This is a genomic window from Paraburkholderia fynbosensis, assembly GCF_902859935.1.
Lineage (GTDB): Bacteria > Pseudomonadota > Gammaproteobacteria > Burkholderiales > Burkholderiaceae > Paraburkholderia > Paraburkholderia fynbosensis.
On record NZ_CADIKI010000022.1, the window covers coordinates 111,714 to 128,639 of the forward strand.

Below are 16,926 nucleotides of genomic sequence, written 5' to 3' on the forward strand. Positions count from 1 at the left end.
ACAGAAAAATCAGATGATTCCGGTAACCAATGCATACGATGCGGCTCCACGGTTCATAGATATCGGACGCGCAAATCAGTCGCAGGACGCGAAGCCTGCGAAGCACGGTATCGCGATAACGCGCCCGGCATATGTTCGTTTGCACACAGAGATGAGCGAAAGTCGGAACCGGCATCGTTCTCGACAAGCTCGAAAGCGCCCCGTCAGTTTTTTATTATCATTTTTTGACCGTTCAGGAATGGGAATAACCGTCCGCAAATAGCGACATCACCGAGTCGCCACGCCGAATCCGCAAGAAGGTCTCGGCGAGCAGGCTCGCGCTCGAGAGCGGACGGATCTTCTTGCAGGCCAACGACTCGGGCGAGAGCGGAATCGTGTCGGTGACGACAAGTTCGTCGAGCTCCGATGCCGCGATACGTCCGGCTGCGCCACCCGACAGGACGGGATGAGTCGCGTAAGCAAAAACCCGCTTCGCGCCGCACCGTTTCAACGTCTCGGCGGCCTTGCAAAGCGTGCCGGCTGTGTCGACCATATCGTCCATGATGACGCAGGTACGGTTTTCGACTTCCCCGATGATGTTCATCACTTCAGCGACGTTCGCCTTCGGGCGACGCTTGTCGATAATCGCGAGATCCGTGTTCATCTGCTTGGCGAGCGCGCGCGCACGCACCACGCCTCCCACGTCGGGCGACACGATCAGCAGGTCGTCGTGACTCAGCCTGCGCAGGTCGCCCAGCAGAATGGGGGTTGCATAGATGTTGTCGACGGGGATGTCGAAGAAGCCCTGAATCTGGTCGGCGTGCAGATCCATCGTGATGATCCGCTCGACGCCGGCGATTTCCAGCATGTTCGCCACGACCTTCGCCGAAATCGCCACGCGCGCCGAACGTGGGCGGCGGTCCTGGCGGGCGTAGCCGAAGTACGGGATGGCTGCCGTGATCCGGCCGGCGGATGCGCGCTTGAGCGCATCGACCATGATCATCAGCTCCATCAGGCTGTCATTGGTCGGCGGGCAGGTGGACTGAAGAACGAAGACGTCCTTGCCGCGTACGTTTTCCTGAATCTCGACCTGAATTTCGCCATCGGAAAAGCGGCTGACCATTGCCTTGCCGAGCGGGATTTCGAGGAATTTGACGACATCCTGCGCAAGCGCAGGATTCGCGTTGCCAGTAAAAACCATAAGACCGTCATTGCTCATGGTGCACCTATGTCAGGTTGGGCCGAACGAAAGCGGCCGGGTAATCCCGGTCAGGGACGATCGGCTGCCCCGGGTTATCACCATCTGAACTCAAAATCCCCTCGGCCACCGTTATGTATCAAACACACGCGTTTATTTTTCGGCAGGAATGCAGCGCACCGGTTCTGTGCGGTCAGGCGCTCCGCTATGACGCACGACGTGTTCCGACGTGCATGCGCTGGTACGCCGCATCTCACAGAGAGTCCCGCTCAACCAGCCGGGTGCAAGCTCGGCGAAAGGCCGCGATGACCGACCAGGAGATTCAGGACATCTTCGGGTTCGTGAAGACGCTGAGCGACGGGTATCAGCAATGAGGCAGAGCATCGCGTGAAGGCGCGTTGCGTTGTCATTGCGCTGCCTTCGCTCAGCGCTTGCGCAGCGCAGGAGATGTGATCGCATAGCGTCGCGCTGCGGCGCGCGAGGCGGTGAGGTATACTTGCCGGTTCCGCAAACTCTATTCCGATCCTGCCCCGATGGCCGATTTCCCCTTCGACGCGGTACTCTTCGACTGCGACGGCGTGCTCGTCGACTCCGAACCCATCACCAACCGCGTGCTCACCGACATGCTCGGCGAACTGGGTTGGCAATTGAGCGTCGAAGAGACGATGCGCATTTTCGTCGGCAAGATGGTCAAGGACGAAGCGCCGCTGATCGAGGCACGCACTGGCTTTGCGATCACCCATGAATGGCTTACGCAGTTTCGCGCGCGGCGCAACGCGGCGCTCGACAGCGAACTGAGGGCGATCGACGGCGCGGCCGACGCGGTGCATGCGTTGCATCGCACGCTGAACGGGCGCATTGCGGTCGCTTCGGGCGCGGACCGCGTCAAGATCGAACTGCAGCTTTTGAAGGCCGGCATCCTCGAGCGTTTCGAAGGTCGCATCTTCAGCGGTCATGAAATGCCGCGCAGCAAGCCGTTTCCCGATGTTTATCTCGCTGCCGCCGCTGGCCTCGGAGTCGATCCGAAGCGTTGCGCGGTGATCGAGGATACGGTCACCGGTGCGACCGCGGGCGTCGCGGCTGGCGCAACCGTGTTCGGTTACTGCCCGTCGCACCTCGGGCATAGCAGCGCGACCGCATTGCATGGCGCGGGGGTCGTGCAGGTGTTCACGGATATGGCTGAGTTGCCGGGGTTGCTGACGGAGTGGGTTCGCGGCTGATTGACTTGGTTGCCGATTGGGTGGTGTCCGATCCGGGGCAGGTGTTGGCGGTTCGACGACACTCTGCGGCAAGCGAGTTGGTCGATGGCGGTCAGTTGGCGGGTTCGGTCATGCGCTCAATTCCCGCTTGATCCCAATCGCACGCGGTTTCGCGGTATATGGCATGGCGCGTGCAACTGGAACGTACGAGCGCGACATATAAACGTGCTCGTTGCCTTCCACCCTTGCCGGAGATCCATCATGACCAGCCTCATTTTTAGTGACCTGTCGCGCTGCGACGAACTCGACCGCGCCGACGCGCAGACCGTGCGCGGCGGCAATGCCTGCTTCAAACGCGAAGAGCCGAACTGGTGTCACCCAGAACCGCCGCAGGTGTATGTCCCGCCGCACTGGAACCTTTGCTCGCCGCCAGTACACTATGGCCGCGAGCCGGTTTGTCCGCCGGGCTGCTATCCGCAACCGGTGCATGTCGTGCCGCTGTGATTGGGGCTGTGACTGCGGTTGTAAGGACCGCTGTGCATGCCGCGTTTCGCATCGGCGCGCGCAACGGCGTGAAGCGCTGGGGCCCGGTCTTGCGTGACCGGGCGCCGGCGTGCGTTTCACGCGCTTATTCGAAGGCCGGATCGATTGGCACGCGATAGCCGACCGCGAGCCGATTCGTCTCGTTAGCCATCCCGACGATCGCGAGCAACTCGCCGAACATTTCGTCGGTCATGCCAGCGCGGCGCGCTGCCGTCGTGTGACTCGCGACGCAGTAGCCGCAGTTGTTGGTGACACTGACCGCGACATATAGGAGTTCCTTCACGAGCGGATCGAGCGCGCCCGGCGCCATCACTTCCTTCAGACTGTCCCACGTGCGTGCGAGCGTCGGCGGATGCTGAGCGATGTACTTCCAGAAGTTGTTGACATCGTCGACCTGGCGGGTCTGCTTGATGTCATCGTAGACGGCTTTCACCTCAGGCGGCGCGTTGGTGTAGTCGACTGGTTGGGACTGGGACATGCGTTCTCCTTTTCCTGGTGTGGGAAAACCTGATGCACAAACTGCTTACTGCGTACCGACCCACTCCATCCGCACCGATTCGAGTTCGCGCGGCAAACGCGGCGAAAGCGCCGCGCGGCGCGGCAACTCGACGAAGCCGAGACGCCGGTATAGATCGTATGCGCGGGTATTGCTCACCAGTACGTCGAGCACGAGTTGCTGCTGCGCGCGCGTACCGCTCGCCGTGCGTTGGCGCTGCCTTGTCGCTGCGCTCGCACGCATCGCATCGGCGAACAGCGCGCTGAATACGCCAGCACCGCGCAGTCGCTCGTGCGTCGCGCAGTGCGCAATCAAGGTTTGCGTCGACTTCGGCGCCGGCAATTCGCTTTCGAGCACCAGGCCGCGCAACAGCATGCGGATCGTCGGGAACAGCCCGAAAAACAGCAGCAGCAACAGCGCGACATGGGGATCGTCGAACCACGTGTGGCGGCCGTCATGCATCGCGAGGACCGCCACCGGTCGGTCATCCGCGTTCACCGCCACGCGGTGACGTCGATACGAGAAGCGCCCGGACTTCGACGCGAACGCAAATACCAGAAAACTGATGCATGCCTCTGCCGGTTGGCCGAGAAAGAAGCCGAATTCGCGTACGCCCGACGCGAAAATCAGCGGCGCGCACGCGTTGGCATCGTCGATACGCGCCGCGCGGAAGCGTAGCGCGACCGGGTCGTCGGCGCGCGCCGGACCATACGTTAGGTCGCATGTGACGCCCGGCGCCATATTCATCGAAGCCATACTGAACGGCATCATGGATTCCCTTTTCTACCCACGCCGATGCGTACTTTTTCTTGCCACGACCAATACAGCACCATGCCGAAACCAACACAGACCGTGACGTCCAGAGGAATCAAAATATAATTCCCACGCTGAAGAGCAACCAGAATCGCCGTCGTCGAATAGAAAAATGTAAAGAGCTCGCCCGCCAGCAACACTGAATTGATACGCGGTGAGCTGGCGCGATAGCCTTCCCTGCCCTTTGGCGTCCGGTGAAAATCACCGTAGACGCCAAACAATGCACGCACGCCACCAGCGAAGTAGTACCATGCCATCGGCAAAAACATTGCAATGTATCTGTATGTGTCCCATAGGCTTTTTAGCACATTGAACGAGCCTTCCAAGCGGGCGCCCCTGCGCGCGCCGAATGCATTCTCCAGACCCCAGAGCACCACCAGCCCAAAGAAGATGAGTGCGCCCCAACGCATACCCGCGCCGTCGAAATGCATCAAATATGTAAGAGGCAAACTTAGCAGGATCAGGACATAAATTGATGCAAGCAGCGCTGACGAAAACATCGTGGAAATCGCATGCATCCGTTTGATCAACGGCATGCGCTGCGAGAGCATCTGCTTGACGTGCTTGAAGGCGCTGTGGATCAATCCACGTCCCCAGCGCTCTCGCTGAATTCGGTACGCGCTGACGGTTTCGGGTAACACCGACATGGACACCACATCGCGCAAATAGGCGTACTTCCACTCGCCAAACTGTGCGCGGTAGCCAAGATCAACGTCTTCTGTCACGGTCGATGCGTTCCAACCTCCTAGCGCATCGACGCACTGCTTGCGCCACACGCAAGAACTGCCGCTGAGCGACGCCATATCGCCGTCTTCGCTCAAACCCACCGTGACGTATTGCTGATGGCCCATTTCCATCGCCTGAAAGCGTGTGAGAAACGACACATCGCGATTCTCGTAACCGATACCGGTTTGCAGGAAACCCAGTTTCGGATCCTCGAAACAAGGAATGGTTTTAAGCAAAAAATCAGCCGGCGGCACAAAGTCGGCGTCAAAGATCGCAAAAAATTCACCGCACGACTGCTGAATGCCGTTGACCAGATTGCCCGCCTTGTATCCTTTACGATTGCGACGCTTGACCAACCGAATTTCGACGCCCCGCGCCTTGTGTTGTTCGGCACGCGACCGGGCAAGTTCGGTCGTGCCGTCAGTCGAATCGTCGAGCACCAGAATTTCGAGCAGCCCTGCTGGATAAGAAAAATTGCAAACAGCATCGATCAACCGTTCGACGACTTCCGACTCGTTATAGATCGGCAGCAGCACACTCACCGATGGCCAGGAATCGGTCTGTGCGCCGGAAGACGAATGCGCAAGCTCCATCAATTTGCGCTGCTCGACCTTCCGCGAAATCAGGAAGACCCGTAGCTCGAGCAAAACATAGAGCGCAAAATATACGACTACGACGAGGAAAATCGCCTGGCAAAACCAGGAAAGCAACGCAAGCATTGTGATCAGTTCCTCACAGCTTCACGACGGCGCAGATTTCCTCTAACCGATGTGCCCAGGTGTGATGCTCCTGCACGTATTTCGCGCCGGCTTCGGCGCGATCGAGGTCGTCCTGCGAAGGACCATGACGCAAACGCCCGAATAGCTCGCGTGTCTCTTCGTAGGTGTTCACGACGTGGCAGAAATCGCGGAAATGACGGTCAACGGCTCGACTCGGGTTCGTTACCGCAATCCCGCCACACGCGATAATTTCGAGCAGACGTCGCGAGAACATTGTTTCGGAACTCGTGACCGAATTGACGTTGATCGATACTGCGTGCGATTTGTAGACATTGGCGGTTTCGCGATGCGCGACTTTCCCGTGCAACCGCATCTGGCTCGTTTTCGGAAAGCGAAACTCGAAATGGCGAGACAGCCGGTCGTGATTGCGGTCGAACACGTTGATTGGCATCTCGTTGTGCTCGCAGAGCTCGAACACCATGTCAAGAAAGCGACGCCGCTCGTTCAGGATGCGCCGGTAATAGCTGCCTGTAAAACAGACTTCATTGCGCGCGAAATTGAAGCCCGTGAAACTGTGAAATGCCGGTTGAAACGGCATGATCAGCGTATTCACGGGTACGTGTGCAGGCACCTGCTGGCGATAGCGTTCGAGGCATTCTTCATCGGTCGTGAAGACGTAGTCGAATGCCTTCGCTACGTCGATGAACGCATCGAAAAAAGGACCGTCATCCTTGTTCCAGAACACGGTGGGAACGCCTGCCTTCCTCGCGAAATCGACCAAACGGAAAATCGCCTTAGGTTTAGTCAGGCGCAGCAGCTTTGGCTGTTTGGCCAGTTCGTAGCGCCAACTGCCGTCCACGCCGTGAAAAGCCGATTCGACCAGCACGAGATCCGGCTTCCAATGGCTGATCACATCGCGGTAATTGCCGGGCGTCATGACGCGAACACGGCACTCCGCGGACAGACAATCGGCGGTGAAATAGTCCGTCACCAGCGCGATTTTCAGTCGGCCGAAGCGCCCCATTCGCTCGATATCCTCGGCCACCTTTGGGTAATCGTAGACGATTGAACCCAGTTTTCTAATAACCCTGCCGACCATTTCCCTTACCCCGCACTTTTCGGTAGTGCCTTGATGACAAAGTCGCGCCACGATCGCTGCGTGGTCGCGTATTCTTTTGCCCGTTCGCCCAGCGCGGCAAGGGCCGCGCGATCACTCATTGCCGTCTCAATCACGCGCGCAAGGTCAATCGCGTCGCCGGCTTTGAAAAACCAGCCTGCGGGACGCTCGCCCATTTCGTCGCGAAACACCGGCAGGTCCGGTACGATGACCGGCTTGCCCATTGCCATCGCTTCGACGAGTTTGATCGGCGGCACGATTTCGCAAACCTTGAACGGCTTGCGCGGAATACAGACCAGTGCGCACCGACTCAACGTTTCCTGCGCCTTTTGCGGCGCCATGCGCCCCAGAAAGCGGATCTGTTCCGACAAGCCGAGCCGCTGTACCTGCGATTCGAGCGACTGCCGCGCTTCACCATCACCGATGAGGCTCACGGAAATCCTCACGCCGCGTGCTCGCAGTTGCGCCACGGCATCGATCAGCGTGTCGAGTCCCTCATAGGCCATCAACGAGCCCGCATAGCCGATCGTGTCATGCTCAATTTCACGGGACGCGAGCGATACGAAGCGCTCGGGTTCGACGCAGTTGGGCAGCAAGAACATGCGTTCTTTATCGATGCCCCAGCGCGCGCGTGCGAAGCGGCCCAACTGCTCTGAAATCACGAACAGACGATCTGCGTGGCGGGCGACGAGGCCTTCGAGTTCGAGGCCTTGCTTGAAGCCTTGGCGTCCTTCGTAATGCGGCGTGCGCGAAATACGCGTGAGTTCCCACAGGCCGCGCATTTCATACTGGAACGGAATGCCCAATTGGCGCGCCGCCAGCAATGCCGGTAAGGCGTTCACATGATTCGAAGCGGCGTGAATGACCGACACGCGATGTTGCTTCGCCCGCTGCGCGATCACCCGCGCCGCCTGCATCGCATACAGCAACACCGGACGATTATTGGCTGGTCCCGCGGAATGCAGATACCGCACTTCGGCAACTTGGGTCTCTCCGCTCACGGCATCGTGCAGGCGGTCGATTCGATCGAACGGATAGCCGGGCCGCGTCATTGCATGCACGCGCCCGCCCGCCGACGTCATTGCGCGAATGACCTCGTGCGTGCGCGTCGTGTAACCGCTCGTGTGATATGGCAATGCGCTCGCGGCCACATATAGAAGCCCGCCGCCATCAGTGTCGAATGACCGCGCGGATGCACGCCGTTTCGCCCTGCGATTCAGCGTGCGGACCGTTAGCCATCGGCTCAATCCCAAGTATGGTTCGCTAACGAACGTTTGCAGAGAATCGAATGCGCTGCTCATGCCCGCACGGTCCCCTGCGGCTTGAGTTCCGCGCGCGCGAGATCGACGGTTGCCGACATCTTGATCTTCCCGCGAGCGTGTAGATCGAGAAATTCGGCGGTCGTGATCACGTCGTAGTCTTTTGTCAGACGACGCAGGAGCTTGCGATAGCCCTCGACACGCTGATCGTCGCGATAGGTTGCGTAGCCCTTTTCATCCCAGTACAGGAGCGACCACGAATGCAGCAGGAAAATGGAAAACGTCGGGCTCCCGCTGAATGCATCGAGCAGCAACTTGCCCCACCAGGGACGGAAGTGAAAATACGGCGACTCCGGATACGTGAGGCGCGCCCACCATTCGTCCTTGCCCACCTTCGGCAAGATCTTCTTTTCCGTCATCGGGACTTCGATCACACCGTTCGACCACGCATACGGCAGATTCGTCGGCTCGCTAAAAATGGCCTGTTTCGCGTGGACGGCGCACATCGAATTGTTGAACGACGCCCGCACGCCCGTGGCTTTGAGGGCGCGTATCGTGGCCGCATTCCAGCGGAACGAACCTGCCCGGTGCGCGAGAACCGGCTTGCCGGTTTGCTCCGAAATGAGATTGCCGAAATGTTTGATGACGAACTCGGCGCGGGCGTCGTCGGTGTATTGATTCATATACTGCGGACGGCGCGCGAGCCCATGCTCGGCCCAGAATGAATCAGGCAAATATTCCGGGTGCGTGTGTAGTTGCACGTCCTGACCCACGGAATCGAGCCAGCGCACGACTTCGCGCGTTTCTTCCAGATACGACCACGCGCCGCATTGATCGACGAAATAGACGTGCTTGGCGCCGAACTCGTCGCCGATCTCCGCCATCTCACGAATTCCCGCGGTTCCCCGCTCGTGTACGCCCCACATGAGTCGCTTGACGTGATCGTGCGGCGCGCGTTTGGGCAGCGCTTCGGTATCGACCGTCAACATGGCATAGCGATTCTTTTGCATCTTTCTCAGCTCAATTTCAGCAATGCGCGCCATTGCGCGTCGCTGGCTAACCCAGCGCTCAACGGCAAGACGGTCGCATCACGGTAGCGCCACGCGAGATACGCCTGCTTTCTCTGCTGTAGCGATGGGCCCTCGCCGCTCAATGACGGCACATATTCCACCAGCCAACCGAGCCGGGAATAAAAGGCGAAATCAGCGATATCCGTCACCAGAACCGGTGCAAGATCATCGCCGTCTTGAAGCTTTTCAGACCAGCCTTTGCACGCGGTGCGCAACTGATGACGATCGGCGCCGAGGGCCCAGATCATCACTGTCTTTACATCGGCTGAAACCGGTCTGTGCTTTAGGGTCGGCAGCCACGGATACTGCGTTACGTGCGGCGACATCAGACTTGCCGACGCCAACAGGTGGCGAATGCGCCGCCATACCCGGTCTTGCCATGAGGACGGCGGCTTTTTCCCGAGCAGGTCGTAACGAACGAGCAAATCCCATTCGGGTTTGGTTGCGAGCGCCTTCACCTCACGCCGCAATGCTTTGGCTTCCGCAATCACATTCACTGTGTCCGCTCCCGTCTTGCCGCCAAAGCGAGGATCTTTTCCGCGGCGAGCACGGCGCCATTCATCGGAATCGCTGCGCGTTCGGCGGGCGTGGCGTTCAGCAAGCCGAGTAGTTTGCTCACCGCGGTCTCGCGTTCGTCGTCGGTCTCGCACGCCGAGACGACGGCCGGCATGACGTCGGCGACCATGTGCGCTCGACGCACCTGATCGTCGGCGAGTTGCGCATTAGGCACGAGCAGAGCAGGCACGCCCGCCTGCACGAGTTCGCAGCAGGTGTTGTAACCGGCTGCGCCGACAAAGGCGTCGAACGCACGCAAATAGCGCGCGAGCGGATAGACCGTCAGTGGCATCACGCCGGCCGGCAATTCGATGTCGCGCACGGAAATCGGCGCACGCACCCAGACTACGTTGAAACCGGCGGCCTCGAACTCGCGAATCAGACCGTGCGCGATCCCTGCGACGTCCTTCAGGTTGCCCGGCCCGAGCGCGAACAAGACAAAGCGGCCGTCTTGGGGCAGATTCAACGCCTCGCGCGCTGTAGCGCGGTCAAGCAACTCATCGTCTTCGAGTACGCACACGGGCGGTACGAGCGCACGCGTGCCGCCGCCTTCGAGCGGCGTCTCGCTTTCTTGCGCGCCCAATTCCCCGGGCTGGATCACGAGATCGAAACGCGACTCGTCCACGGAGACCGTCTTGCCGCCTTCCTTGAGCAAGCCACGGTTCGACCAGACCAGTGCTGGCGAGCCGAAGGTCTCGCACGTCGCCAGAAACCCTTGAAATGGCCATGTGCCGTCGAAGACGATTACGTCGGGACGTACGCGTTCGAGCATCATGCCGAAACGTACAGCCAGTTCGCTATTCCACGCAAACGTGGAACTCGACGACCAGTATGGCGAAACGAAGTAATCTGCCTCGAATCCCATCTCTTCGATTAGCTCGATGGCCGACGCGAGGGAAAAGAACACCGGTCGAGCACGGCCGCGCAACCGCCGCGCATATGAAAGACAACGGTTCAGATGGCCCATGCCTGAGCCATTCACGTTGAAGAACAGAATGCGGGGAAGCTGCGAGTCGATTGAGTCGTTGCGAGCCGGTTGCGGATCGTTCATGCGTCGCCGCCGAACAGATCGCGCGTGTATACCTTATCCGCCACGTCTGTCAGATCGGCCGTCATGCGGTTTGCGACGATCACGTCGGCCGAGCGCTTGAATTCAGCCAGATCGTTGACCACCGACGAATTGAAGAAACTCGATTCGTGCATCGCCGGTTCGTAGACGATCACTTCCACGCCCTTCGCCTTGATGCGTTTCATCACACCCTGAATGCTCGACGCGCGGAAATTGTCGGAACCTGCTTTCATCACCAGCCGATAGATGCCAACCACCTTCGGGCTATGCCTGAGCACACTCTCGGCGATGAAGTCTTTCCGCGTGCCATTCGATTCGACGATAGCGTGAATCAGATTTTGAGGCACATCGCTGTAATTCGCGAGGAGTTGCTTCGTGTCTTTCGGCAGACAGTAGCCACCGTAGCCGAAGCTCGGATTGTTGTAATGCGAGCCAATGCGCGGGTCGAGACACACACCCTGAATGATCTGGTTCGTATCGAGGCCGTGCTGCGCTGCGTAGGTGTCGAGCTCGTTGAAATACGCGACGCGCATCGCGAGATACGTATTGGCGAACAGCTTGATCGCCTCGGCCTCGGTGCTGCCGGTGAAGAGCGTCGGAATATCCTGCTTGACGGCGCCTTGCTTCAGCAGTTCGGCGAAAACTTCAGCGCGCTTCGAACGCTCGCCGACGACGATACGCGACGGGTACAGATTATCGTACAGCGCCTTGCCTTCCCGCAGGAATTCCGGCGAGAAGATCAGATTTTGCGTGCCCAGCGTTTCGCTCGTGCGCTCCGTGTAGCCGACCGGAATGGTCGACTTGATGACCATAACCGCTTGCGGATTGATCTCCTTCACCTCGCGAACGACGCTTTCAATCGAGCGGGTGTTGAAGTAGTTCGTTTCCGGATCGTAGTCGGTAGGCGTGGCGATGATCACGTAGTCGGCGTTCGCGTAGGCTTCGACCTTGTCGAGCGTGGCGCGGAAGTTGAGCGACTTGTGCGCGAGAAATTCCTCGATCTCGGTGTCTTCGATCGGCGATTCCTTGCGGTTGAGCATCGCTACTTTCTCAGGAACGATGTCCAGAGCGATGACCTCGTGATTCTGAGCGAGCAATACAGCGAGAGAAAGGCCGACGTAGCCGGTGCCGGCGATTGCGATTTTCATACAAATGCCTCAAAGACAGATAGCGGATTGCGAACTGGACTGCTCTCTACAAGCTCGGGCTTGCTCGCCAGTGCTCAGCTGCACTATTCCGGCCAGAATTGTCTCATAGTGAAACGCGGCCAAAAGCCGAAGTCTCCTAGAACTTTGTCCCCACGAAATTCGGAATGCACGAGCAACGACGCACGCCATCCTTCTTCCTTATTGCCGAATCGGCATTGGCAAATTGTCAATTCTTCCTAGGATTTGCAATCGGCGAAGAATGCAGCACCAACTCCGAAATGAAATCACAAGGCAAGCCAACCCGCGCACAATCTCTAGGCTTATCCCGATTGTCCACAGGAAGGCTAAACCATGAAATTGCATATCGGTATTTTAAAACACCGGCCCTTGAACTTTCAGCCCTGACCGCTCGGGCGTTTAGGATAGCCCCTTTGGGCGGGTGACGATCCTTTATTTGCGCGGTCGGTTCGTCGACGTCGGGATTGAGTGCTTCCTGAACTTTGAGTGAATCATCGCCATATACAAAGATCTTGCTTCCGATTTCCGGCTGCTTGACCTGTTCTATCAATCGACCGTCGCTTACTTTTACGCCTGAAAAGCTGATTTCGCTCGGCACCGAACCGCCTCCCCGCGGATCCCAGCGATACCCCCAGTCAGTAGCCGGCACAGATATCCACCCGTTACTTCCCGGACGGGCATGAAATAACTGAGTCGCCCCTGTGGCATCGAATTTTAGATAGGAGATAGTGGGACGACCTTCTTCATCGAACCCTAAACGAACGTTATTAAAAAGACCTGAATTCTCTGGAACTTGATCTACGACTTCTGCAGACGCGGGCGTAATCGGCGAGGAAAGGACATTGCCACGACTGTCTTCCCAAACCCGCAAATCTCTGCTCTTTGCGTAGTTGACGTGAAAGTTTGTCTCAACTTTATATGTCCTCCGCCAGACCCACGCCACATGGAAGAACTTATCCGGTCCCAAAACGTAGTCGGAATGGTAGGCATTGATCGTAGTTCCGTCACGATTCGGCGCAAAAACAGGTTGATTCGTCCAGCGAACCCAGTCGGAGCCGACCAATCGATTAATTAATTCGATGCCGTCGCCGCTTTGACCCGATCTGTAGGAAAACGCCAGTGCACCGTCAGGAAAGCGGAAAAAATATGGATATGTTGTTCGCTCCTCGTCCGCCCCAACCATCCCTCTTAGTATGCTGAGGCCTGCCAAGCGATCCGGCACATCCATGCGCGCGTACACCAACGGAGACACATGCATGTTGCCTGAGACATTCAATCTATTCTCAGCGTCGAAAGCTAGGGCAATCGAATTGTGTTCGTCCCATCCACCAAAACGCGAGGGAACCCTGATCTTTTCCAGACCACCGTTGCATTTGTTGACTTGTGCAACAGTCAGCCAACGATCAGCGTCGTAGTAGGCGACGTACAAATAATCCTTGTTTTCTAACGCATCGAACGCAACGCGCGCACCGCCCCAAGCTCGATCGATTGTGATTTCGGATGGCGGAGCCGCGCACCTCGAAGAGTTCGCTTTATTGGTTCCCTGTGCAAAAACACACACAGAAGCGCCCAACAAAATCAGTCCACCAAAAAGTATTGTTGACCGCGTAATGAGCCGCATAGATCATTGCCTTCCGCTTCGCGCGCCTGATGCTCGCCGATTATTTGATTGCACTCCATCGGCAAGTTCCCGAGCGGAGTACAGGTTAAAGATCGGCCCCCTTTGAGCCCGATCGATCCTGGGTAAGCGCCTATCGAGCGGCCCCAACCTTCGACATCAAAGCCGCGCTAATCATCGGCCCAACTTCCGCAAGTGTATGGCCCGCGCAAACGTCCCTGCGAGATTGAAGCGAAAGTTGGGCTCGCAAGGAAGGCGATTCTATAAGCGAGCTAACACACTCGACCCACTCATCGGTTGAACGAGCAATCAGCGCATTATGGCGGTGGCGAGCTACCGGCTGGTAAATACTCCCAGCGGAAACAACAATAGCGACATCAAGCGCCGCGTACTCGAGAAACTTCAAATAACTCTTGGATTCGTTAAATTTGTTCTCCGCCAGCGCAATGACCCCGATATCCCAATGCGCGCGCTCGTGCAACCAACGAACAAAGTTGGGGTAATCATTCTTCTTCGGGAGACCTACGCGCTTCCCGAAGGTCGGAGTGCGATTCTGGAATCCACCAATAATCTCAATCTCGACTAGCGATCCGTATTTCTTTTCAATTTGCTTCATGGCCTCAGTAATATGATCGAGGTCCCCGTCATGGGTGGGGGTTCCGATATATCCGATACGAACCGGGCCGTTTTTCATCTTCCGATGCGATCCCCGGCTATGTTGACGCAGGTCCTCAAGTCGCCACAGGTCCGCATCCAAGGCGTTAGGAATAACGACCACGTTGGAATTAATCTGTCTCATGAGACTAGCCAACGACTCAGTTGATACATGCAGGAGGTCAGCAGCACCTGCCAGCAATCTAACTTTCGCGGCGACCGCGTGTGCATCACCTTTATAGTGACGCGCTTTGAGGCCCTGCGCATCAAGCAGGTCATCGTCTATCTCGTAGACGAGGCGGCCGCCCGCCCCCTTCCAACGGGGCAGCCAATCCTCAAGTTCGGCAAGGTTGAATCCGACAGCGTCTCGCTGCATCAAAACTGCCTGGGCAGCCCCCGGTTTCGGGAGAACGTTCGTTTGTCTCACCTGCCAGTCCCGCAAAACGGCCGGCGACTGGTACGGAAGCACTACCCGAACGTACCCCGAACCAGCAGGCAAGCCATCTCCACGCAGTCCCGGCATCAGGAGAAGTAGAGGCTTATTAGGGCGCGGATATTTCATCCGCCACGCCTTAAGGCTTTTCTCGATTGGCAAGCACTCACTGACGGCAGCAGCATGTACAGAGTAAGCGGCAGCGGTCTGCAACCCCGCGCGCCGCATGCTCTGCAGCCGTTGCGGGCTCGACAGCAAGCTCGATACCGCCTCGAAGCAAGCGTCCTCGTTACGGGTGTCAAGCACGAGGGCATTGCGTCGATGCTCGGCATACTCGCTCCCCCCCCCGTTCGCAGGTACTGCAGCAGCGCAGCCACACGCCATTGCCTCCAGTGACGTACGCCCGAAAGCCTGGTAATCCGAGAGATCGATAAAGAGGTCACTGCTAGCCAGCAACGTCGCTACCTGAGGTCGTTTCAACGGGCCGTGATTCTGAAATGGGAAATCCCGCTGCAAAGCAAGGAACTCCGCACTTCCTCCATCGCAACCGAAGATATTGACGACCAGTTGATCTCCCAAGGCTTGATGAAGCCGACGCAGCAACCGCATCGTGCGCTCTGCTCCACGGTATGGAGTCTGCGGACGAATCATTGCAGTTACATGCGTGCGTTCATCCTTGCCTCGGTGAACTGGCCTATACACTTCGTGGTCGATACTAGGCCGCACTTTATGCACCGCTACGCCGTGGTGCAACTTGACCACATCAACAATCCACTGCGTCTTGGCGAATAGGAGCGCGCCTGGTACCAACGTATACGAATCGCGAGCCTCGTGCCATTTAGGTGAGCCCTCTTCAAAAAAGAATGGCTCATAATCCTGAACGTAGTAAGCGGGCAATATATACGGATGAACGCTTACAATCCGTTTGACGAACTTCATTGACGTGAAGATCGTGCCGACGACCACGTCGTAGTCATCGGCAATTTGAAGTATCGTGGATTCGTCGAAACCGACGAACACGTCCTCAATACCGTGAACATCGGAATACATCTCTCGAAAAGCCGCCACGTGCTCGTACTTTAAGGCCACGCGCGCCTGGATGCCCATTCGACGCATCTCGCTTACTTCCTGTACCACTGAGTGCGAGCCACCGCCGCCGCCTTTGACCGGAAGCAGAAAAAGAATCCGCATGGACATGAGGTCAACACGCTCCGCCGCGGAGCGCGCCTCAATCGCAGCCTGCACGCGATAGCGAACTTGGTCAAGAAGGTCCGTACGTTTTACTTCTGCCACACGGGCGTAGTATTTATCGGCCGTATGCTTCCTCTTTAGGCTTTCCGTACCCTGAGCCGACAGCTCTTTACGACGGGAGTGACCAAAGCTTTTGGACTTGGCATGGTAAACGTACACGTCGTCCGCAATGGCAAGCTCGAATCCTGCGTCAATCGCGCGAATGCAATAATCGTTCTCCTCTCCGTAACCGACCGGAAAATTGATCTCATCCATATATCCAATGGAGTCGATCACCGTGCGCCGAATCATGAAACAAAAGCCGTTTACAAAGGGCAAACGCGGATAGGTCGGTTCGGACGTGTCCGCTACCAGCGCGGCCATGTCATCGACCGTTAGGCCTTGGGGTAGCTGGTTAACAGCAAACGATCCCGCTTCATCTCTTAAAGCAGGTACATTTTGCCAGCTGGCCGCATTGGAAAGTGGGCCAACAATACCGAGCTTGGGATTTGATTCCATGCAGCGCACGAGACCCCTCAACCATCCGGAAGAGACGATAGTGTCACTGTTCTGCGTAATTACATATGGTGCGCGCGATGCCTTCAACCCGGTATTAACCGTTTTGGTATAACCTTGGTTAGTGGGGTGCTCGATCAGTGTGAACAGGGAGTTTTCCGAACAATAGCTGCGCAGCCATTCGGTAGTGTCCGGCTGCGACCCGTCATTCACAACGATGACTCGCACATTGAACTCGTCCGTATGGAGCTCCAGAGATAGCAAGCATGACTTGACGTCGTCGAGTGCGTTGAACACAGGAACGACGATATCGACGCTATCAACCACTTCCTGTTGCGCAGAGCGCCGCTTTTCCCGGATGCGGCGCTTCGCCAGCTGAATGCTATCCTCGATCAGATGTGACAACTCTGGCGTATTCGCTTTCGCTTTTTGATAGAGTTGAATCGCATTCTCATATTTTCGGTTACGCAGCGCTTCATTTCCGGAAGCCCAATATGAAATTTGTGAATTATCTTGCATATTTTTGTAACGCCTTGTGATCGACAAATCGCCATGTCTAGCACGTT

The 16,926-nt window shown here is 57.5% G+C and carries 14 protein-coding genes; 2 read left to right on the forward strand and 12 right to left on the reverse strand.

Annotated elements, in window-relative coordinates:
• Positions 1 to 232: 232 nt before the first annotated feature.
• The gene (locus HV770_RS29890; RefSeq protein ID WP_175165139.1) at positions 233 to 1,198 is read right to left on the reverse strand and encodes a ribose-phosphate pyrophosphokinase; all 966 of its coding nucleotides are present in this window, start codon (positions 1,196 to 1,198) and stop codon (positions 233 to 235) included.
• 512 nt (positions 1,199 to 1,710) lie between these two features.
• Here HV770_RS29890 and HV770_RS29895 point away from each other — a divergent pair.
• Positions 1,711 to 2,397 (forward strand): HAD family hydrolase, encoded by a 687-nt coding sequence (locus HV770_RS29895; RefSeq protein WP_175165140.1) that lies wholly within the window; start codon positions 1,711 to 1,713, stop codon positions 2,395 to 2,397.
• 240 nt (positions 2,398 to 2,637) lie between these two features.
• Positions 2,638 to 2,880 carry a hypothetical protein gene (locus HV770_RS29900; protein ID WP_175165141.1) on the forward strand — a complete coding sequence of 81 codons (243 nt, stop codon included), beginning with the start codon at positions 2,638 to 2,640 and terminating at the stop codon, positions 2,878 to 2,880.
• Between the two features lie 124 nt (positions 2,881 to 3,004).
• On the opposite strand, the gene HV770_RS29905 is transcribed toward HV770_RS29900, so the two are convergent.
• The 11 genes from HV770_RS29905 to HV770_RS29955 all read right to left on the reverse strand — a co-directional run bounded on the left by HV770_RS29905 (position 3,005) and on the right by HV770_RS29955 (position 16,879).
• Positions 3,005 to 3,397: a carboxymuconolactone decarboxylase family protein gene (locus tag HV770_RS29905; RefSeq protein ID WP_175165142.1), complete on the reverse strand. Its 393-nt coding sequence runs from the start codon at positions 3,395 to 3,397 to the stop codon at positions 3,005 to 3,007.
• A 45-nt stretch (positions 3,398 to 3,442) separates the two neighbouring features.
• Complete coding sequence (locus HV770_RS29910; protein WP_425497491.1) at positions 3,443 to 4,171, reverse strand: GNAT family N-acetyltransferase; 729 nt, start codon at positions 4,169 to 4,171, stop codon at positions 3,443 to 3,445.
• 11 nt (positions 4,172 to 4,182) lie between these two features.
• Positions 4,183 to 5,673, reverse strand: coding sequence for a glycosyltransferase (locus HV770_RS29915; RefSeq protein WP_175165143.1), 1,491 nt, complete (start codon positions 5,671 to 5,673; stop codon positions 4,183 to 4,185).
• A gap of 13 nt (positions 5,674 to 5,686) precedes the next feature.
• The gene (locus tag HV770_RS29920; protein WP_246291297.1) at positions 5,687 to 6,697 is read right to left on the reverse strand and encodes a CgeB family protein; all 1,011 of its coding nucleotides are present in this window, start codon (positions 6,695 to 6,697) and stop codon (positions 5,687 to 5,689) included.
• Positions 6,698 to 6,777: 80 nt separating this feature from the next.
• Positions 6,778 to 7,926, reverse strand: a complete 1,149-nt coding sequence (locus HV770_RS29925; protein WP_246291303.1) for a glycosyltransferase — start codon at positions 7,924 to 7,926, stop codon at positions 6,778 to 6,780.
• A gap of 161 nt (positions 7,927 to 8,087) precedes the next feature.
• Positions 8,088 to 9,059, reverse strand: a complete 972-nt coding sequence (locus HV770_RS29930) for a polysaccharide deacetylase family protein (RefSeq protein WP_246291305.1) — start codon at positions 9,057 to 9,059, stop codon at positions 8,088 to 8,090.
• 5 nt (positions 9,060 to 9,064) lie between these two features.
• Complete coding sequence (locus HV770_RS29935; RefSeq protein WP_175165146.1) at positions 9,065 to 9,616, reverse strand: hypothetical protein; 552 nt, start codon at positions 9,614 to 9,616, stop codon at positions 9,065 to 9,067.
• The gene (locus HV770_RS29940; RefSeq protein ID WP_175165147.1) at positions 9,613 to 10,725 is read right to left on the reverse strand and encodes a glycosyltransferase; all 1,113 of its coding nucleotides are present in this window, start codon (positions 10,723 to 10,725) and stop codon (positions 9,613 to 9,615) included. Before HV770_RS29940 ends, HV770_RS29935 begins: the two co-directional genes overlap by 4 nt.
• A complete protein-coding gene (locus HV770_RS29945; protein WP_175165148.1) occupies positions 10,722 to 11,891 on the reverse strand; it encodes a nucleotide sugar dehydrogenase in 1,170 nt (389 codons plus the stop codon). The genes HV770_RS29940 and HV770_RS29945 overlap by 4 nt, the downstream gene beginning before the upstream one ends.
• 226 nt (positions 11,892 to 12,117) lie before the next feature.
• Entirely contained in the window at positions 12,118 to 13,530 is a 1,413-nt protein-coding gene (locus tag HV770_RS29950) for a BNR repeat-containing protein (RefSeq protein ID WP_175165149.1), read from the reverse strand.
• Between the two features lie 130 nt (positions 13,531 to 13,660).
• On the reverse strand, positions 13,661 to 16,879 hold the full coding sequence (locus tag HV770_RS29955) for a glycosyltransferase (protein WP_175165150.1): 3,219 nt from the start codon (positions 16,877 to 16,879) through the stop codon (positions 13,661 to 13,663).
• Positions 16,880 to 16,926 lie beyond the last annotated feature (47 nt).